At 36.3% G+C, this 21529-nt stretch carries 16 protein-coding genes and 1 pseudogene; 8 read left to right on the plus strand and 9 right to left on the minus strand.

The window, feature by feature from the left end:
• Positions 1-275: 275 nt before the first annotated feature.
• Complete coding sequence (locus J7R10_RS02950) at positions 276-710, minus strand: hypothetical protein (RefSeq protein WP_010705396.1); 435 nt, start codon at positions 708-710, stop codon at positions 276-278.
• A 1141-nt stretch (positions 711-1851) separates the two neighbouring features.
• On the opposite strand from J7R10_RS02950, the pseudogene J7R10_RS10270 reads away from it, so the two are divergent.
• The 4 genes and pseudogenes from J7R10_RS10270 to J7R10_RS02965 all read left to right on the plus strand — a co-directional run bounded on the left by J7R10_RS10270 (position 1852) and on the right by J7R10_RS02965 (position 5313).
• Positions 1852-2461 (plus strand): annotated as a pseudogene (locus J7R10_RS10270) (fumarylacetoacetate hydrolase family protein).
• Between the two features lie 62 nt (positions 2462-2523).
• Positions 2524-2718 carry a hypothetical protein gene (locus tag J7R10_RS10220; RefSeq protein ID WP_275039540.1) on the plus strand — a complete coding sequence of 65 codons (195 nt, stop codon included), beginning with the start codon at positions 2524-2526 and terminating at the stop codon, positions 2716-2718.
• 110 nt (positions 2719-2828) lie between these two features.
• Positions 2829-3107 carry a hypothetical protein gene (locus J7R10_RS10225; RefSeq protein ID WP_275039541.1) on the plus strand — a complete coding sequence of 93 codons (279 nt, stop codon included), beginning with the start codon at positions 2829-2831 and terminating at the stop codon, positions 3105-3107.
• 805 nt (positions 3108-3912) lie between these two features.
• Positions 3913-5313 (plus strand): amino acid permease, encoded by a 1401-nt coding sequence (locus J7R10_RS02965; RefSeq protein ID WP_208436378.1) that lies wholly within the window; start codon positions 3913-3915, stop codon positions 5311-5313.
• Positions 5314-5413: 100 nt separating this feature from the next.
• On the opposite strand, the gene ilvC is transcribed toward J7R10_RS02965, so the two are convergent.
• The 3 genes from ilvC to J7R10_RS02980 form a co-directional block, all read right to left on the minus strand.
• Positions 5414-6433, minus strand: a complete 1020-nt coding sequence (gene ilvC / locus J7R10_RS02970; protein WP_010705398.1) for a ketol-acid reductoisomerase — start codon at positions 6431-6433, stop codon at positions 5414-5416.
• Between the two features lie 875 nt (positions 6434-7308).
• Positions 7309-8043 (minus strand): pyridoxine 5'-phosphate synthase, encoded by a 735-nt coding sequence (locus J7R10_RS02975; RefSeq protein ID WP_010705399.1) that lies wholly within the window; start codon positions 8041-8043, stop codon positions 7309-7311.
• Between the two features lie 81 nt (positions 8044-8124).
• Positions 8125-9246 carry an ATP-dependent DNA helicase gene (locus tag J7R10_RS02980; protein ID WP_010705400.1) on the minus strand — a complete coding sequence of 374 codons (1122 nt, stop codon included), beginning with the start codon at positions 9244-9246 and terminating at the stop codon, positions 8125-8127.
• Positions 9247-10958: 1712 nt separating this feature from the next.
• On the opposite strand from J7R10_RS02980, the gene J7R10_RS09865 reads away from it, so the two are divergent.
• From J7R10_RS09865 to J7R10_RS09875, 4 genes are all read left to right on the plus strand, one after another.
• A complete protein-coding gene (locus J7R10_RS09865) occupies positions 10959-11108 on the plus strand; it encodes an NAD(P)-dependent oxidoreductase (RefSeq protein ID WP_244427551.1) in 150 nt (49 codons plus the stop codon).
• A gap of 342 nt (positions 11109-11450) precedes the next feature.
• Positions 11451-12659, plus strand: coding sequence for an MFS transporter (locus tag J7R10_RS02990; RefSeq protein ID WP_010705401.1), 1209 nt, complete (start codon positions 11451-11453; stop codon positions 12657-12659).
• A gap of 326 nt (positions 12660-12985) precedes the next feature.
• Entirely contained in the window at positions 12986-13294 is a 309-nt protein-coding gene (locus tag J7R10_RS09870) for a hypothetical protein (protein WP_245257362.1), read from the plus strand.
• 46 nt (positions 13295-13340) lie between these two features.
• A complete protein-coding gene (locus tag J7R10_RS09875; RefSeq protein ID WP_026501294.1) occupies positions 13341-13634 on the plus strand; it encodes a TauD/TfdA family dioxygenase in 294 nt (97 codons plus the stop codon).
• Between the two features lie 535 nt (positions 13635-14169).
• Here the strand turns inward: J7R10_RS09875 and J7R10_RS03000 are convergent.
• From J7R10_RS03000 to hflK, 5 genes are all read right to left on the minus strand, one after another.
• Positions 14170-15963, minus strand: coding sequence for an acetolactate synthase 3 large subunit (locus J7R10_RS03000; RefSeq protein WP_010705402.1), 1794 nt, complete (start codon positions 15961-15963; stop codon positions 14170-14172).
• 270 nt (positions 15964-16233) lie between these two features.
• Positions 16234-17106: a tRNA (adenosine(37)-N6)-dimethylallyltransferase MiaA gene (gene miaA, locus J7R10_RS03005; RefSeq protein ID WP_010705403.1), complete on the minus strand. Its 873-nt coding sequence runs from the start codon at positions 17104-17106 to the stop codon at positions 16234-16236.
• Positions 17107-17739: 633 nt separating this feature from the next.
• The gene (locus J7R10_RS03010) at positions 17740-19257 is read right to left on the minus strand and encodes a Do family serine endopeptidase (RefSeq protein WP_010705404.1); all 1518 of its coding nucleotides are present in this window, start codon (positions 19255-19257) and stop codon (positions 17740-17742) included.
• 167 nt (positions 19258-19424) lie between these two features.
• Entirely contained in the window at positions 19425-20360 is a 936-nt protein-coding gene (gene hflC, locus J7R10_RS03015) for a protease modulator HflC (protein ID WP_010705405.1), read from the minus strand.
• Positions 20361-20362: 2 nt separating this feature from the next.
• Entirely contained in the window at positions 20363-21508 is a 1146-nt protein-coding gene (hflK, locus tag J7R10_RS03020; RefSeq protein ID WP_010705406.1) for an FtsH protease activity modulator HflK, read from the minus strand.
• Positions 21509-21529 lie beyond the last annotated feature (21 nt).

Consider the following 21529-nt stretch of genomic DNA (forward strand, 5'->3'; position numbering starts at 1 on the left):
AAGCTTTTCCCACAATGTTATATGGAGAAGACTGATGAGTACATTCCACCATATTTAAGAAAGCTATCGCACTCAAATAATTTTATAATTTTTTTTGAAGAGATGTGTTTATGATGTGTTTATAATAAAATGGTTCAAAAGCCTGTTGATATTTTTCTACTTAATCTTTGGAAACAAGAAACACAGTATTTTGATGGTAGAATGAGAAAACAATCCCGCCATTCCAAGACAAAGCAAGAATATCGGGATTGTTGTTTTGTAACTAACAAAAAAATCTAAGGTTGGCATTCCGGCTGATCTGCATTTTTTTTACAATAAGGACTATTCAAACGTTTTTCTACACTTCGCTGTGGAATGACAGCTTCAGGTTGACAAATGGGAAGTTTAGCATCTTTATACTTCTCACACCACTTCATTGCCCCCAATCTATGATGGAAACCTGCTTGTATCAAGCAAGCATCAATGGATGCATCCGCGTTGATTTTTTCATGGATATCAGAATAACTTTCTGAGATATTCAAGTCACTTTCTGAAGAAATACCAGAAGGGGTCGGCATTCCACATTCTAGTAATGCTTTTTTTATCTCAAGCTCATCTGCACCAGGTTTTTCCCACACATCTACAGCTGTCAGAGGAGTCTGATCTGCACCACATCCAGTCATAGTGAACAAAACTATCCCAGTGAATAACAATTTGAAGATTTTTTTCATTTTTTCTTCCTGAATCATTTGAATAAATTGATACACGATGAAGTAATCCATACGTGCTCTACAGATCTCACTCTCATATACATAACAAATATGGACACTGGAAGACCCCTTCCACATTTCTCCATTCCTCTGTATTCATATTACTATCAGAGTGGATCTTATAGAAAAGATAAGAATTTTCATCAATATTTACACTAAAAATATTGTATTCTTATGAATTTTCCAATTAATATAGTTTTTCTTGTCTTTACTCAACTCATTTAATGTATTTTCCACGGTTTGTGCATTAGAATCTGGTCCATAAAAACGAAGCTCTGTTTTATCTGCTATCCCATGAATACCATGTTTTTTAATCCAGAAAACAACTGCCCACCGTCATGTTACCCACGGGAATGTGCCTCAATATTTATACCAGAATTACCCTAGTGATACACAAATCTTGTATCTCTTTTGTCGAATAACTCAGTCACCAAAAATCACTTTCCCTCTATTTCTGATAAATTTCTATCCCAAACTCTACTTCTCCTGTTTTAGTTTTTGGAAAATCTGTAAAATAATAGAGGACCATTTTTATTATCAGCAAACTATATCTTATAGCGCGCCATATCGTCTGGCGAGATAAAAATGCCATTGTAGAACATATGGTAATGTCATCAGAGCCTGCTTTTAGCTACAGCTCTTCTTGAGCTGTTAAATAATAATATTAAGGAATGTATTTTCCATCTTCTAGAAGTTTTTCATTGTCTTTTAAAAGAATCTGATATGCTATCACGACATTACTCTCTACAAAAAACAATGGGAGTGATTAATTCAAAAATCCTCAAAAATGAGGACGAACGGTATTTTAATGGCCACATCACCGGATAAAATCCTAAATGGTTTTGATTGCTTTAAAAATCTCTAAGGGAGAATCCTGAGTTCCAAGTGTTCCTTGATGTTTTACCTGTGGAGCCACCAAGTGACCACTCTCTCAATACAGCTTGTAAGAAACCACGCTAACTGGCTATCATTAAGATTGGAAATACACCTCACATAATACGTATTTTTCAGAAAGATTCCATATCGATATAAGAAAAGATGTTGTTTTCGTAATTATATTTTTCCTATACAAAACGAAAATGAAAAACTTAAGGGTTTTCCTATGATTAATAATATTTACTGTGTTGGACGCAATTATGTTGAACATGCCCATGAACTAGGCAATGTTGTTGAAGATGAATCCCTTATATTTAGCAAGCCGAACAGTTCACTCGTTTTAGGAAATGAAATTTATCTTCTCGATTTTTCTAAAGAAATACATATCGAAACTGAAATTTCTGCTACGGATCTCAAAGGACACTTTTATAGTTACTGAGGTGGAAGCTGAAGAATGCTATGATGCCATAGCAGTAGGTCTTGATCTCACAGCGAGAGATTTGCAAACAAAACTGAAAAACAAAAAGCTTCCTTGGCTTTTGTCTAAAGGATTCAAAAGAGCCGCATACGTCTCTGACTTCATAGACAAGGAAAAAATAAAAGATCCAATAACCTTTGAAATGAAGCTAAATGGAGAAACCAGACAACTTGGCAATACGGAAAATATAATATTTAGCTTTAGAAAAATAATATCATTTTTAAGTAGCTACATTCAGCTAGAGAATGGCGATATAATATATACAGGCACTCCACAGGCAGTAGGTAAACTTTCTCAGTTTGATAGAATAGAATTATATATCGAAAATAAATTAATTTCAGAAATAAAGGTAAAATGAATCATCAAATACTGACCTTTTTTATAGTTTCATTTTTTTTGGTCATATCACCTGGGCCGAATATGGCCCTTATAATCGATAATGCAACGAGACTGGGAAAAAAGAACGGATTTGCTAACGTTGCAGGACTTTGTACAGCAACATATGTGCATGGGGTATTTTCCATACTAGGTGTATCAGCAATCCTTCTCAACGACAAAACACTCTTTTTTAGTAAAACTAATGGATGGCTACTATTTATTATACATGGGAATTAAATCTCTTAAATCTGGAATTAACAGCTTAAATTCAAAAGAAATAATATCAAAGATATGAAAATCATTCTGTAAGTCAAGTAAAGATTTTAACCAGTTACATAGACGGTATTATGACACAAATACTAAACCCTAAAGTATCAATATTCTACATAGCTGCTTTCCCAAAATTCTTGTCTTCAGGCAGTGGCATTAAAAAAGGATTTGAACTTGTGACAATACATTCCTTCAACATATTTGTATGGTTTACTTTGATGACCATTTTTATATCATTTGCTCATGCAATTTTTAAAAAGCAACGCGTAAAAGGATATATGAATATAGCAACGAGAACAGTTTTATCTCTGTTTTCTTTTTTCATTTTTTTTTGGATAAATTCATCTTTACTATAATAAGTTGTAAAATTGGCAGATCAATCGTCCCATAATTTTTTTCTACCACTCTAACAGCAATATCCCCCTTGTCAGAACTTATACCCCTACCGGTTCTTTCTTATTTTTCTGTATAGCGCAACAATAAATTAATCTAATGAACTCTTCAAATTTTAATAATTAAACTTAAGGATGGTCTCTTGAGAAATAATTTTAGCTACACCAGTTGCCTCCCTACCACCAAGAGGCGCTATAAATTGCAGAGTATTATCACTCATATATCTATAAAAAGTCCGCTGCTCATAGCTGTTTCCAATACTGATTGATAATGAAAAAACTATAGATTTCTTACTTCCTTTGTACAAACTAAAGCAACGGCCTTCTCTTTATGATATCCAATAAAGTGATGCGGAAATCATTCAACAGTTACATTTTTTCTTAAACCAAGATGATAACTCTATACTCTATTCAACTGAAAAAAATATTTCTTCATTATGACATCTAAAACAACTATAGCACTTAACTTATGGGATTCTCATAACCCATAAACAATCCCTTATAACTGTTTAAAACGACTGCCAATATGAAGTCTTTTTATGAACCATTTATCCGTCATCTAAGCTATAACTAAAACTCTGTCCGCAAGCATCTGTCACATTGTTCTAGAGTAAAATAGCCTACCTTTGTTGGTTTCATATGCTTTTATCCACATGAAAACATAAAAAATGTTTTTTCCCTTTACTCCTCATTTATATCATGCTTCGATACCAGATATCACCTTTTTCAGTGTAAGAATCTTAAATAATTAAAAGGGAACCCCTAAAAAATGAGCTATACACAAAATTTAGAAGATAATCCTCAGCAGAAATTGCAACGTGGATTAGATAACCGTCATGTACAACTTATAGCCCTTGGTGGTGCTATTGGAACAGGTCTCTTCATGGGATCAGGAAAAACAATCAGCGTAGCAGGCCCTTCCATCATACTGGTTTATGCCATTATAGGCTGTGCCTTATATTTTGTAATGCGCGCTATGGGGGAATTGTTACTTTCTAATTCACAATACCGATCTCTCATTGATTTTTCAACCGATATGCTAGGACCAGGAATTGCCTTTTTTGTTGGCTGGAGCTATTGGTTGAGTTGGGTTGTAACTGGAGCCGCAGATATTATTGCGATTATCACTTATATGCACTTTTGGTGGCCCACACTTAATCCATGGATTACCGTTTTTGTTTGCATTGGTTTTTTCCTCATCTTTAATCTCTTTGCCGTAAAATTGTTCGGTGAACTTGAATTCTGGTTTGGTCTTATCAAGGTTGTAGCAATTTTAGCATTAATCATTGTTGGGTTTTACATGATCACGACGGGTTTTACCTCTCCAAATGGTACTGTTGCCTCTCTCAATCACGTATGGAACAATGGAGATATTTTTCCTCGAGGGATGTCAGGTTTTTTTGCTGGATTTCAAATTGCCATTTTTTCTTTTGTTGGTATAGAAATTGCTGGAACAACTGCAGCGGAAGTGAAAAAACCTAAAAAAGTTCTTCCCAAAGCAATTAATGCGATACCGATTCGTATTGTATTCTTTTATATCTTTTCTTTGGCTGTGATTATGTCCGTTACACCGTGGGACCAAGTTGTTCCAGATAAAAGCCCCTTTGTCTCAATGTTTTGGCTTGCTGGCATTCCAATAGCTGCTGGTTTAGTAAATTTTGTCGTTCTCACCTCGGCGGCCTCTTCAGCAAATAGTGGCATTTTTTCTACCAGCCGTATGATATATGGACTTGCAACACAAAAAGGTGCTCCTCGCCTTTTAGGGAAACTTTCCAAATATCATGTTCCAGCAAATGCTCTATTCTTTTCTTGCTTATGTATTTTATTAGGATATGCAATTACATCGCTCTCTCCAAGCATCATAAGTGCTTTTACAATCGTAACGAGTATTTCAGCTATTGTATTTTTATTTGTATGGTCTGTAATTTTAATTAGTTATATTGTATATCGTCGCAATCACCCCCACCTGCATGCTGAATCTGTCTACAAAATGCCAGGAGGCGTTATCATGTGCGGGATTATTTTAGTTTTCTTTGCTTTTATGCTCTATTTATTGACATTAGAAACCGATACCTTCATAGCTCTACAATATAGTCTAGTGTGGTTTATTTTCTTAAGTATAATGTATTTTATGTTTGTAAGAAAAAAATCAGTTAAAGAAAATCAATAAAATCTATATATAAAAAACATAAAAGGGTAACTAAAGTTACCCTTTTTGATATCCATATATAAAGCATAAAAGCTTTTTACAGAGTGTCTGATATTGAACTTCAATTATGCTCTTTGTCAACCAAAGCGTTAGATTTTATCCAAGGCATCATAGAGCGAAGTTTTTTACCAACTTCTTCGATAGGATGATTATCATTCAAACGCCGCATCCCTTTAAAATGAGCTGCTCCAGCTTTATATTCTCGGATCCAATTCGATGTGAATTTGCCCGTCTGAATATCTTTCAAAATACATTTCATTTCGGCTTTCGTTTCATCCGTAATCACACGTGGTCCAGACATATATTCGCCCCATTCAGCGGTATTGGAAATCGAATAATTCATATTTGCAATACCCCCCTCATAAATAAGATCCACGATCAATTTAACCTCATGTAAACACTCAAAATAAGCCATCTCGGGCGCATAACCTGCATCCGTTAGTGTTTCATAACCGGCTCGAATAAGTTCAACAAGACCACCACAAAGAACAGCTTGTTCACCAAAAAGATCAGTTTCGCACTCTTCTTTAAACGTTGTTTCAATCACTCCAGCACGTCCACCACCAAGACCGCACGCATAAGACAATGCTACATCATGGGCATACCCTGAAGCATCTTGTGCAATTGCAACTAAGCAAGGAACACCACGACCACGTTGATATTCATTGCGTACCGTATGACCTGGACCTTTAGGAGCAATCATCACAACATCAACTGTTTCTTTAGGTTCAATTAAGCCAAAATGAATACTCAAACCATGCGCAAAAGCAATAACAGCACCATCACGTAAATGATCATGAATATGCTCTTTATAAATATCAGCTTGCAATTCATCTGGCGTTGCCATCATAATAAGGTCTGCCCATTTTGCTGCTTCAGCAACACTCACAACCTCAAAACCATCCACCATAGCCTTTTTGGCTGTTTTCGACCCTGCACGCAAAGCAATTTTCACATTTTGAACACCAGAATCCTTTAGATTTAAAGCATGGGCATGCCCTTGTGAACCATAACCAACAATGGCCACTTTTTTTCCTTTAATCAAATCAATCTTTGCATCACGATCATAATAAACACGCATAAAAACACTTCCTTTTCTCTCTATTTAAACTGAATTTTTGGTTATTTTTTGCATAAATTAAGTAAAAAATTATCTTAAGTGCTTCACATATTATTAATAACAAAGCAATTGAATAATCTTTTTTAATTTATAGCTTTCATACAGAAAACGACATTCCCCCAACCTTCAAAAAACATATCCGGATCCCAAATAAAATTCAACTTATACTCTTAAAAAACAATATTTTTGAAAAGAAATACATCTACTGATATTTTATTTGCTACTGTATAATGAAACATTGTATCCTTAAAATTAGATACACCATGCAAATTCTTACATGATGCAAATCAAAATAGATAGCAAGAAAATTATCATTTTTATACTGGAACGCGAAAACCCAATTTCAACAGCACCCATGATATCTCATATTTTAATTGAATGAATTTACAATTGAAAAACACAGCAAAACTTCCATAAAATTTGATCCAATACAATCCTATAAAATATTCCTCTTTTTTTAAACCTCCCAGTAATCGCTGCTTGAAAACTATAAAGATATGCCTTCCCACCATAATTATCTTGATCACCCCTCTTCCACCACAAAGCTAAATTTTTTTCCTGAAAAGATTCACGCAAACTTGTATAAATCTTATATTCCTCATGAAATTTATCGCTTTTAAAAGCAGCTTTCATCAACGCTAAAAAACTTGTTCACAGCCTTTCCCTCCACAGGCTAATAAGTATGTTCGTTGTTTTAAGTTTTAAATTGAATGTAGCATTTCTATCGCCATCATAATACATACTCCTCTCTCAACAAAGAGATGCAAAATTTTTGAGAGATAAATGAACAAAGCTTTTTAAAAGTGTATCCTCCCAATTATAGAGAGGAAAAAGAGTCATACCAAAAGCCGAATGAAACGCTGAATCGTGTTATGCATTCCATACTCTAACGCATCAGCAATAAGCCCATGACCAATAGAAACTTCATCAAGCCAAGGAATACGATTGATAAGAGCGGGAAGATTTGTAACTGTCAGATCATGCCCTGCATGAACACCTAACTGCAATTCTCTAGCCCTTCTAGCTGCTAAAACAAGTTTATTGAGCTCTTGATCTTGTTTTGTTTTATCCTGAAACGCCCCTCCATAAGGCCCAGTATAAAATTCCACACGATCAGCACCAATCGCTTTAGCAATATCAAGATCATCAACAACAGGGTCCGCAAATAACGAGACACGAATTTTTTTTACTTTCAAACGCTGAATAATAGGTACTAAAAATTCTGCATGACACGCAAAGTTCCAACCATGATCAGACGTTAACTGAGCTGGATCATCAGGAACAAGAGTAATCTGATCAGCGTAATTTTCTGCTATATCTAAAAATGTATCGCTTGGATAACCTTCAATATTAAATTCAGTTGTAGGAAATGTGTTTTTAATTAAACAGTGTATATCTGGCAAATCAGAAAAACGAATATGTCGCTCATCTGGGCGCGGATGAACTGTCAAACCCGCAGCACCAGCGGCAAGTGCGATATGCCCAATATGCTTTATATCTGGCCAAGGAAGATTACGCCGATTGCGCAAAACGGCAACAGCATTAAGATTAACCGAAAGTTTTATTGCCATGCACGCTCCCATTTTCGTATGTAGTTTTAAAGACAAAAAATACATTTGCCAATATAATCATAGAAAATAAAGATAGTTTTCCTATCGAACAATTGTTAAACGCTCTGCTGCCCTTGTAATACCTGTATAAAGCCAGCGTGCATACATATCACGAAATGCAAAACTTTCATCAAACAAAACCACATTATCCCATTGAGATCCTTGTGCTTTATGGACAGTCAATGCATATCCATAATCAAAATCATCGTATCTTTTTTTCAATTGCCATGAAATCTCATGATCAGGGTTCTCAAACACTGCTTTTAAAAGCTTAATCTTAGTCACCCCACGCTCGCTTTCTTCTGGTTTAATGAGAAGATTAATAGCTGGTTTAACAGTTTCCTTCTGTGAAGTCATCACTTTCCATAAAGAGCCATTTAACAAACCTTTAGGAGGATCATTGCGCAAACACACAAGCTTATCTCCCGCTTGTGGATAATCTGCTGTAAACTCCTTCAAAGTACGCAAACGCCTATTATAAAGATGCCGTGTTCGATTCACCCCTACCAGCACCTGATCAGCATCTAAAACCAATTTCTGATCCACCTCTTTACGTGGAATAACGCGCGCCGCTCCATAATCACCATAAACAATGTCGCGTCCTTCACGCACATCCATAGCTAAACGAACAATTGGATTATCACGCGCTTGTCGATGAATTTCAGAGAGAAGAAAATCTGGTGCAGCATTGGAAAAAAAACCACCCCCTGATATAGGAGGCAATTGACCTGGATCACCCAGCACAAGGATTGGCGTCCGAAAACTCATTAAATCACGCGCTAATTGTTCGTCTACCATCGAACATTCATCAACAATAATAAGCTTAGCTTGCGCGGCCAAACTTCTTCGATTTAAGGCAAATGTTGGTGCAATAAACTTTTTTCCTGTTACTTCATCGGAAACTTCTTCTTCTCCACGTGGACAATAAATCAGTGAATGAATGGTACAAGCATTACTCGCACCTTTAGAACGCAAAACCTGCGCCGCTTTACCGGTGAAAGCAGCAAATTGAACAGATCCATCAACTGTCTCTGCAAAATAGCGCGCAAGCGTCGTCTTACCCGTCCCAGCATAGCCAAAAAGGCGAAAAAGTGGAGAACGCCCTTCCTTCAACCACTCAGCAACAGCCTTCAGTGCATTATCCTGTTCCGGTGAAAATTGCATAGTTTATCAAAATAAGATTCGCATAAAAAGAGCAAGAGTCTTGAAAAAACGACTATCAAGAAAAACTTTTTATTAAGAATTGCTGACACACGCCCATCTAACAACTTTCGTAACACAATTATCAATTATTTACCCATTGCTTTTTCAAGATATTGTAACAATCTAAATTTTATCTATACGTCGATCTTCTTGGTAATACCTTATACTTATCAAATAAAATATCATTTTCTACAACAGTAACACCAACAATGGAATATGCATATCTTAAATTTAAAATAACACCTATATCCGCTTTTTCTAACCAAAGTTTAAAATGAGAAAAAGAGCATTACAATTGCAAAACCCTCGCTCGAAAAAATGTCCCTAAAAGGATAAGACTCATGTAATTTTATGAATACTATTTTACACAATCAATCAGCTTTCTTGCACATAAAAATAAAGGACATCCACTATTACGAAATAATAATTAAATATATCAAAAACCTTTTGGCAGAAATAAAAATAGTTCTCAACAAAACCACTTCATCCTATGATAATACACCTATAAAGCTCCTATCACCCTCTTATCATAAATTTAATAAATTTACTCTTCATGCTACAAATAAGTTATATCTCAATGAATAAAGAGAGACATCACGCTTATATGAAGCACGCTTTATCTCGCACAAATATGTAGCTTTTTCTGTTTCGACAATAAAATCTGGTTCGTAAGTATGGCCTTCTTGGTAGTCTATTATAAGAAAACTGGGACATAGTTTCAGTTCAGCGTAGCACTTCAGGTTCGTCCTCTAGAATATGAGAAAAGCGTAATTCTCCATCTACTGAGTCAAACTTTTTCTTTTTTTTGCAATGTTTTAAAGTTTATAAAAACTAACTGATTAATGTTCTTCTTATTGCTAGAAATAACAATGAAATCAAGGGGTATAATTTGTTAATAGGCTTGGCATTATGTCAAAATATCAGCGATGAGATTGTTTGTTTGGTTGTTTTAGAAATGAAATAATGAGCTCAAATATTAATGAATGAAACGGGAGGTTTAAATTGAAAATATTAATTCCAGATGACTATCAAAAAGCCCCCTTACATTACAGTCTATCACAAAATTAATGAAATTGCATGAAGTGCTGATTATAAATAATTTAGCTAAAGAATGTGATTTAGAAGATAAGCTCAAAGAGATAGATATTCTTAATCTTAATCAGAGAGCGGACTATAGTTAATAGAAATCTTCTCCTGAAACTGTCAAATTTAAAATTAATCTGCCAAAAACAGGCCCTATAGGTTCACAACATATTGATAGAGAAGCTTGTAAAGGCTTAGGAATTGAAATATTAGACGGTGGTGGAGATCCAACTTCTGCTGCTGAATTTGGCGTGGCTTTTAATGATATCTGCGCGTAGAAAACTCTGTAAATCTGTGCCTGTTATGAAAAAAGGACGATAGCACACAACATTTGGCAACCAAATGAAAAGGGCTATTCTTGGAACATTCCAGTTTGAGCGTATTGGTAAAATGGTTGCTCAATATGCTCAAGCTTTTGGTATATCCAGTTTTGTTTATGAAAGCGAGTGTTCAACGCGAGAAGCAAAAAATTGTGGTTATCATTTACGCATTCAAAAGATAAATTTTTTACACGTCCTGATATTATATCCGTACATTTACGTTTAAGTGATAAAACCAGAGAAATCATTCAATGAGATGATCTATTGAGCATGAAACCTCATGCTATTTTTGTCAACATAGTGCGTTCAGCTTTGGTTGAAAAAGGGGCGACAGAAAAAATACTAAGTTTGGAAAATTCAACTTACTTTGCGCTGGATATTTATGACAGCGAGCCAGTATATGAAAGCAAATTATTGTAATCAGATAGAGTTCTTTGCACATCACATCTGGGCTATGTAACTGGAAAAAGCTTTGAGAATTATATTGAAAAAACTTGCCAAAATATAGCGTCTTTTATGAAGAGCGCCTCATGCAGGCTGAGCCAGTGTTTGTAAAATTTATCTTATATCGCTAGCGTATCAAATTTGCACTACATATAATAGCTTATTTCCTTAAATGAAGCTATTGCTTAGCTTTCATATTAATACCAATCCTATGGACAGATCTTTATGTAATCAGCATAAAATACCTGATTTATTATTGCAATTATTATTTAAAAAAGTCTACTTCATTGGAATACACTTTAATTGGAGGGGAGCATAGTGAGCAATCATAAATTTATAGAAAAAAATTATTATAGATGGGTTGTATTGCTTGTTGCCACTATCGCTCAAGCATCAGCCTGCTTCTTTGTTCAAGGGATTGGTCCTTTAGCTGAATTTTTTAAGAAGGATCTATCGCTTAGTAACTCTCAGATAGGTTTGCTGTCTTCAGCAGCGCAGTTCTTACCTATTATTGGGTTATTTATAGCTGGCAAATTACTAGACAAGTTTAACGAGCGCTATATTGTTGGAGTTGGTGCGGTCGGCGTTTCTGTCGCTCTTTTGTTGGGAGAAATCGCAGATAATTATATTTCCCTTTTGGTTTGTTTGCTCATTGTAGGGGGATTTTATAGTTCTGCTCAACCCGGTGGCGCTAAATCTGTTTCTTCATGGTTTCCACAATCACAGCGTGGATTTGCAATGGGAATAAGGCAGGCGGGACTACCATTAGGTGGGGCATTAGCTGGCATAGTTATTCCTGCTAGTGCACTTGTCTATGGCATACAAGGTGCGTTTTTAGTCGGTGCCATAGTTTCTTTTTTAGGTGGATGTATATTTATTATTTTTTATCACTCACCAGCAAAAGTTGGAGCTATCGTTCCAGAAAGCAAGGCAAAAGTTTCATTCTATGCAAATGTAAGATCTCGTCTTGCGATGTTGGCTGCGCCGCATATGAAGAATATTATTTTTTCAAGCGTTTCACTTGTGATAGTTCAATATGTTTTAACTATTTTTATAACGATTTATTTTTATAGAATCTATCACTTGTCTTTAGATAAAAGTACTTATTTGTTTTTGGTTTCACAGGCTTCTGGTGCCTTAGGAAGAATTATTTTAGCAGCGTGGAGTGATCATTGTAGAAAAGGACGATTTTTTCCTGTCTTGTTTTGCATGATTGCAGTCGTTTTTGGATTTTTAATATTAATTTTGGGCATGAGTGGATCCATAATTTATTTAACTATTTTATCTGCTTGGTTAGGTTTTTGGGGAATGGGATGGTATGGCCCTTGGGTTGCTTATACTGTAGACTCTTCGCCGAAAGAAAGCGTTGGCTTTTCTCTTGGTTTAGCAATGTTTATAATTCAAATCGTAATTATTACTGCTCCACTATTATTTGGATTCATACAAGATTTTACAGACACTTATTTACCAACATGGCTGATTTTAATTTCAATTATTGTTTTTTTAATTTTCTTAATAAAAAAGTAGGGAAATATAATTGGAGAGAAAAGTATAATAATAAGTGAAAATACTTTTGAGTTGAGCAATATCGAGAGAGATAAACTTTGGCAGGCTTTAAACCATGTTATTTATGATCCTATACAGTGGTATTGAATATTCGGTCGAGCTAAAAATAGCATTTTCACTGCTACCACATAGAATATTGACAATTCTTATGAATCAAAAGATGTCTAACCCCTAGACCATATTTAATCTTTGAAAACCTTCCAATTGATAGACAAATTAATACGTCACCAAATCCTTATAATTTAGATGCGTCTTGTAAAAATGGCTATATGAGCAAAAATTTAATTATGATATTTTCTTTATTGATCGGAGAGCCTCATTCAATTAAGTTTGAAAGCAAACATATAGTAAATAACTTGGTTTCTTTAGAGGATAACAAAAAAGATTATACAGGATTAGGATCTGAAGTTGAGTTAGATTTTCATATAGAAAATGCTGCACTAAAATTTATAACTGGTTTTAATTTATCTCCTAAAGGGATATTTTTATCTGGTGTTCGCAATGATGTTGATAGCCCGTTAACTAGAATATCTGATGCACGTCTCGCTTTAAAACTTTTAAATGAGGAGGATTTGAGTAGCTTAAGGGATAATTAATGTTCCCTATAGATAGAGAAAAAATGGTGAAACCTCTACAAGTAAAATGCCTCTCGTTCAAAGGAACGGTGAATTCCCAGATATCAGCGCTGTTTTTTATCTGGGCATGTTAGAGCCACAATCAAAAAAAGCCAAGGAAGCTTTAGATCATTTTTATGAAGCTATTAAGGATGTATCTTTTGGAATTGATGTACAACCAGGAAGATTATTATATATTGATAACAGAATAGCTCTACACTCTAGAAATAAATTTTGGGGATCATTTGATAATTATAAAATCCAATGCGGTGAATTCAAAGAGTGTTTGTGTCTACAGATTTATGGAATCATAGATATGTAAAACAAATAAAAGAAAGAGTATTTGATTTTCAATGTTCATATCCTGATAATGATATGATGTTGAGCATTATTCTGGTTTATATATATTGACTACACATCTCATATGTATAAATTTGTCCCGTATAATCAGCTGAGATTACTACCTGACTATCAGCTATGGTGGCCAATTGATTTTTCTATGGCTGCATTTGATCTTTGTGATTTTTGCCCTTCCTTTCAAGCCGCTAGGGGGATTCTCCTATCAAGCCCTTAAAAAAGCGATATGGAGTCATTTCATAATGTGAAACCAAAACATAGTGAAAAACTTTTCTATTGTTTTCATAGGCATGACAGTTTGCATGATTATACCCTTCGAGCACGGTGGCTTTTTTCTTGCACGACGGAATCTTTCAATATACCCCATGTCTTTAAACAAAGGAGGAAACTCATAAAATAAGCTCTAAGGATAATAGAACTCTCCACAAAGAAGAGACAGAGATGAAGACTCCAAAGACTTCATCATCACCATCCTTCATTATTTTCTTAATATATTCACTTTATACAAGAATCTTTCCCTCAGAAGAAACAGCATTTGCAATAACTTCATCATTCGCCTCATCAGGCAACAGCATATCATTATGCGCACATCCAGATGGAATCATAGGAAAACAATTTTCTAAATTATGAACACGACAATCAAAGAGAACTGGTTTATCACAATCAATCATTTGTTGAATTTTATCATCAAGTTCATCCGGTTTTGAACAGTGAATACCAACGGCACCATAAGATTCCGCTAATTTCACGAAGTCAGGCATTGCTTCCGTATAAGAGTGAGAAAGCCGATTGCCATGCAACAACTGCTGCCACTGCCGGACCATACCCATATACTGATTATTTAAAATAAAAATTTTCACTGGCGTATTATGCTGAATTGCTGTTGCAAGTTCTTGAATGTTCATCTGAATTGAAGCGTCACCAGAAATACATAAAACAAGCGCATCAGGATGTGCAATTTGAACACCAATGGCAGCAGGAAGACCATACCCCATAGTTCCCAACCCACCAGAAGTCATCCAATGTTTTGGCTCATCAAAGCGATAATATTGTGCAGCCCACATTTGATGCTGTCCAACATCCGTTGTGATATAAGCACACACATCTTTGGTAAGCGCATAAAGCCGTTCAAGAGCATATTGGGGCATAATGGCATCTTTTCTCTCGGCATATGCTAAAGAATTACGTGCTTTCCAGCAATTAATTTGCGCCCACCACGCATCAAGATTTTTGCTTTTAAAGATTGGTTGCTGCATATGTAAGCGTCGATTGATATCTCCCAAAACATGCGCGACATCACTAATAAGAGGAACTTCTACTTTTACGATCTTATTGATAGAAGAAGGATCAATATCAATATGGATAATGCGCGCATGAGGTGCAAAGGCATCAAGCCGTCCAGTGATACGATCATCAAACCGTGCCCCAACAGCAAGCATAACATCACAATCATGCATGGCCATATTAGCTTCATAGGTTCCATGCATTCCAAGCATTCCAAGCCAATTTTTTCCAGAAGCAGGATAAGCACCAAGTCCCATAAGTGTTGAGGTAATTGGAAAATCTCTCAATTGAACTAACTCACGCAAAAGCTGTACAGCTTTAGATCCCGATGAGATAACACCACCACCAGAATAAATAACAGGGCGTTTTGCTGTTGCTAAAAGAGAAACAGCACATTCGATAGCCTCCTCTTTCGCCTTCAAAGAAGAAGGTATAGATGCCGAAACTTGAGGCGCTCTATAAATACCTGAAGCAAATTGAATATCTTTAGGAATATCAATCAAAACGGGTCCTGGACGTCCGGACTGAGCAATAGAGAAAGCCTCATGAATGATTTTCGCAAGATCATTTACATCTTCAACCAAACAATTATATTTAGTACAAGGCTTTGTAATACCAACCGTATCAGCCTCTTGAAAGCCATTTGTTCCAATCACAGTTGTTGATACTTGACCAGAAAAACACACAAGTGGAATAGAATCCATTAATGCATCTTGCAAAGGCGTCACAGCATTCGTTGCACCTGGACCAGAAGTCACAAGCATAACGCCTACCTTTCCTGTACTCCGTGCATAGCCTTCAGCAGCATGTCCCGCGGCTTGTTCATGACGCACCAAAATATGCCGAACGACATCTTGTTGATAAATAACATCAAAAATAGGAAGCACAGCTCCACCCGGATAACCAAAGAGATAATCAACCCCTTGATCAATAAGAGCTTGAACCACCATTTCAGCGCCCGACATTCTTTTTCCGTTCGCACTCTCTTGCATTCTTGGATAATTTGTCATTTTTCCCACTCGCCTACTTGATAGCACAATAAAAAAACTCCTAGAGGAGCGCATAAAAAAAAGGCCCCAAGGGGGAGCCTATGACACACAAAAACATCTATTGTATGATCCCCCCTCCTTCTTTCAATGCACAAATATAATAAAAAAAAAAATCCTATAAAAAGATTTTTAATTCCATAAACACCATTCGTCAATAAAAAATTATACGTCTCCAAAAAATCAATTTACAATTCTTTCTTACATTGCTCTTCAAGCTTTTCTGCTCTTTTATCAAGAAATAAGCATCCATTCTTTATCAAATTGATTACGAAACCACGTCATTTGCCTTTTTGCATACTGCCTCGTTTGTGTTTTCACCGTTTCAAGGGCACTCTCAAAATTTCTATATCCATCCAAATAAGCTATAAATTCAGAGACCCCAATAGCCTTCATCACGGGTAAAGAAGGGGAAAGCATAAGCTCTTTCACAGCAAGCACTTCTTTTAAGACTCCTCTTTCAATCATAGAATCTAACCTTTTATGAATACGCTCATAAAGCAATTGACGTGGTGGAAGAAGAAGAATTTTTTCTAAATAATTTGAAGCAATAAGAGGTGTTGTTTTTTGCTCCTGCCACCAACTGAGGTTTTTATCAGTTGCATCATAGACTTCTAAAGCCCGTACAATACGCTGTCCATCTTGTGAAGAAATTTTCTCAGCAAGAACAGCATCAACCTGCAACAACTGGCGATAAAGACTTTCAGAACCTTCCTGATCAAGCCGAAGTCGCCATTTCTGGCGTACAGCATCTGGAACATGAGGAATTTTTGAAATTCCTTCTAAAAGAGCACGAAAATAAAGCCCTGTTCCACCAACAAAAATAAGTGATTGAGAAGAAAATACCGTCAATAACTTCTCAACATCGCGCAACCAATGCCCTACTGAATAATTCACAGTAGGACTTACATAACCATAGAGATAATGTGAAACAATTTTAGTATCAGCCTCTGTCGGACGTGCCGTTAAAATATTTAAAACACCATAAACTTGCATGGAATCCGTATTAATAATGAAGGCATTTTTTTCTTGCGCCATCTGTAAGGCAAGCGCTGATTTTCCACTTGCAGTTGGTCCCGCTATTAATGTAATCGTTCTCTGTTTCATAAATGGAAATCTCTACTTCCATCAAACAACGATTTCTTGCAACACGCATAACCAACCACGCAAAACTTGTATTTCATCTTCATTGCCATAGAGTGAACTCTTTAAACAAAAATACAAGCAGAACTTTTATAACGAACACAATGAAAATACTATGATAGTTCTGCTTCCTTGAAAAAAATGAACCCAAGAACAATACAAAAAAACCTCAAGGGATTTCTTCCTGTTATCATTATTCAATAACAAAACACAGCCATAAAAATTCTTCTAAGGAACTATCATAAACCAAGATACTTTTTGCAACCTTAATATATAAATAACACTTAAGTTTAACGTACCCAAGAAAACAGCTTTATCTTTTATAAAAATGATTAATACTTTGATTTACAATAAGCACCTCGTAAATTATTTGCTTCAAGCTCTCATTTACAGCTGTTGCCTTTCCTTCTATCAACTACAAAGCAAAGCACAGTCATATCCCTCAATGACTCCTTCTCCTACTCATCTTTCTAAATAATTGCTCTTTTGAAAAGTGAAGAAGTCGCTCCTATCATACTTTTAATGGCAATAACAAAAACACAAAGAATGAGACACAACTTTTAAAACATCAATCTCTCAAACATTAGTCCCCAAACATTAGTCCATTGGAATTGTTACAACTCGCAATTCTCCATCTGGACGCGCAATGATGAACAGAGCATTTTTACGCCCTGCCTCACGTAATTTATGAAGACGTTTTTTTACCTCATCAATCGTTGTGATAGAACTCTGATTGATATCAACGATAACTTCACCAATGCAAATACGCTTTTTATCCGCCGTGCTATTTTGCGCAACAGATGTCACCACCACCCCGCGAAGTTTATCGGTAATTGAATAGCGATGACGCAAATCTGCTGTAAGCTCAGATAATGTCATTCCCATAAAGTGCATTGTCATACTTTTTGATACAGCATTGCCCTTTTCATCATCAGATTCCTCTGCTGTATTTTCATTCGCATCTGTTTCAATCAAACGACCAAGCTTAACCTTTACCGTTTTTTTCTGTCCATTCCGCAAAACAGTGACATCTACTACTTTTCCCTCCGAACTTTCCGCTACCAAACGCGGCAAATCACGCGCATGCTTGATTTTTGCATTCCCAAAATAAAGAATGATATCCCCAGTCTGCAGCTGACTATTATCTACATCAGAATCTTCTATTTTACCAGCAACCAATGCTCCTACAGCGCTTTCTAATTTCAAACTTTTTGCAATATCTTCTGTTATTGGCTGAATACGAATAGCCAACCAGCCACGCCTTATTTCTCCAAAATCACGCAACTGATTAATAACAGAAAGAGCCATATCTGATGGTATAGCAAAACCAATACCAATAGACCCACCGGAAGGGGAAATAATTGCTGTATTAATTCCAATTACCTCACCATTTCTATCAAATAACGGACCTCCAGAATTGCCTCGATTAATCGCCGCATCTGTCTGAATAAAATTATCATAAGGCCCCGCATTAAGATCACGATTGCGTGCAGAAATAATACCAACCGTTACACTTCCACCAAAACCATAGGGATTGCCGATCGCCATAACCCAATCACCAATGCGCGCCTTTTCTGAATCACCAAAACGTACAGCTTTTAATTTTTTGCTTCCTGCATTGACTTGAAGCAGCGCCAAATCCGTCTTGCTATCCTTTCCAAGCAATTTCGCTTTTAGTTTTGTACCATCCGTAAAATTAACTTCAATATCATCGGCATCAACAATAACGTGGTAATTTGTAACGATAAGCCCCCTTTGTGCATCAATCACAAAACCCGATCCCAAAGAACGTACCTTTTGAAACTGACTTCCTTTTTGACCATCTTGAGGTGTAAAAAAATCACTAAAATATTCTTGCAACAATGAATCTTTTGGTATAACCGGCACGGAAGTATTTTCGTCTTGTTCTGTACCATCAACGGTCTGTGCTATGGAAATATTTACAACTGTCTCTAAAAGCTCCGCAGCCAAATCAGGAACAGAAGGCAGTGTATTTTTTGTTTCTTCTCCCCAAGACAAACTGATTGATCTTGATAAAAATAAAACCACACAGACAACAACTTTTGTGACAAAGAACTTCAAAGATGTACCCCCACCTACGACATTTCTAACCATGACATGCCTTTAACAAAATACTGCAAAAACCTGACTAAATTTATCTATTACAAAATGAGTATAGCTTAACACTTTACCATCTTCATCACAAAAGAAAGCAACTACAGAACACACTTCTCATGCAAAAAAAACTTGCAAAAAATTGTGTTTACAGTGCATTTTTATATCTACTCTTCCCCAAGTTTTGAATCAGCTTTACTGGCCCCAGTATTCATTGTTGATGGAAATTTTCTCTTTTCCAGTTGCGGATTGCGAAAATAGAAAAAGAAATCTTCGTTTGGTGAAATCACCATCGGAATAGGCTCCAAATTCTTATACTGTTCCATTGCTAACCAAAAATCATAGAAGGATGGATTAACCTTCCTCGCATTCAATAAAAGGCGAATACTTTCAGCCTGACCTTCACCACGTGTAATTTCTGCATCACGTTTTGCAGCTGCTACAATTTCTTCATATTCACGATTAGCTTCCGCCACAATACGATCTCTCTCCTGCTGACCACGAGCACGAATATTTTCCGCTACAGCCTCACGTTCAGCCGCCATTTGTCGATAAACATCTTCTGAAACAGCATCTGTTAAATCAGTTTTGCGAATACGCACATCAATAATTTTAATACCCAACGAACCTGCATCTACAGAAAACTGCCGCTGCACTTCAGCCATCATTGCCCCCCGTTCATCTGATAAAGCTGCTCTAAATTCCCGCTTACCATAAACGGCTCGCAAAGCATCAATAAAACGGGGTGCAAGATTTTCACGCGCAGCAATTTGTGGACGCCCCGAAGCAATACGCTGTAAAAACAACTTAGGATCTGTAATACGATAAATAAAAAATGCATCCACTTCATAATAAGCTCCCCCCCTCACCTGTACAGATTGTGTAGGAACATCGTAACGTAACAACCGATTATCAACGACAATCATCTTATCCACAAAGGGCACTTTCAAATAGATCCCAGGATTAGTTTCTACCTTAACAATTTGCCCAAAACGCTTAATTGCTACTTGTTGACGGGGATAGACAATAAAAAGAGACATCAATAAAGCCATCAAAAGAAGCACTATAGCACTAAAAATAAACAAAAAACGAGATTGCTGCATAATTAGCGTACTCCAGAAATGCGAGAATTCAATAGTGATGCAGAACGTGCTGATGTTTTTTTCGCGCTTTCTGAAGAATTGCTGCGTAACAATTCATTCAGAGGTAAATAAGGCACCACAGGAGAATTTATTTGATCAAGAACTAACTTGTTTGGTGAAGAAAGAATACGCCCCATCGTCTCCATATAAAGACGATACCGTGTAGCCTCTGGTGAAATTTTAGCCTCACGGGCTATAGCCTGAAAACGCTCAGCACGTCCTCTTGCTTCTTCAACCATTTGTGCCTTTTCACCTTTTGCAATTTCCCGTGTACGTGAAGCTTCACCATTCGCTAAACCAATCTTAGTAAAACGCACACGATTTCCTTCTTCAACCATTCGCCCACGTTCCTGCTCTGCCTGTTGAACGGAATTAAACGCCGCCGCAACTTTTGTAGGAGGAGCAGCTTCGCTAATCGATACACGATTTATTTCAACACCGAGTTGATATTTATCCACAGTCAACTGGATAATTCTTCTAACATCATCAGCGACTTCTTCTTTCTTATCACGCAAAACATCATCAACGGGCCTCGAACCAATAACTTCACGCATTGCACTCTCAGCAACCTGACGCACTGTCCCTTCTTGATCATTCACATTAAACAAATACTGACTAGGATGTGAAATCCGATAGTAAACAGAAAAATTAACGTTCACAATATTCTGATCACTTGAAAGCATCAAACCGTCACTTTGTTGTGTTTGTCCGGACTGGCCCCCAATCGCAATTGTCTTTTCTGTTAAAGGCACTTTCATATAAGTCTCAATTGGCCAAAAGTGAAAATGCAAACCATCACCGATAATTTCTTCCTTAGGAACACCAAAACGCAATTCCACGGCTTGCTCATTTTGTTGAACAATATAAAAAGACTGATACAACAAAAAAAATACAGCGAGCAAAAACAAGAGCCCCCAAAGACCACTCCCACCAAATTGTTTAAGTTGATCTTGCCCTTTACGCAAAATATCATCAAGATGGGGACCATTGTCACCACCGTTATTATTACCAGAACCAAAGAAGTTTTTCGTTGGTGTTTTTTTGTCACCACTAGGTTTATTGTGATCGCCACTCCAAGGGCCGCTACCATTTTGATTTGTCCAGGGCATTTTTACCTCTTTTACTGAATA

Source organism: Bartonella vinsonii subsp. berkhoffii ATCC 51672, assembly GCF_902825225.1.
GTDB classification, from domain to species: Bacteria; Pseudomonadota; Alphaproteobacteria; order Rhizobiales; family Rhizobiaceae; genus Bartonella; species Bartonella berkhoffii.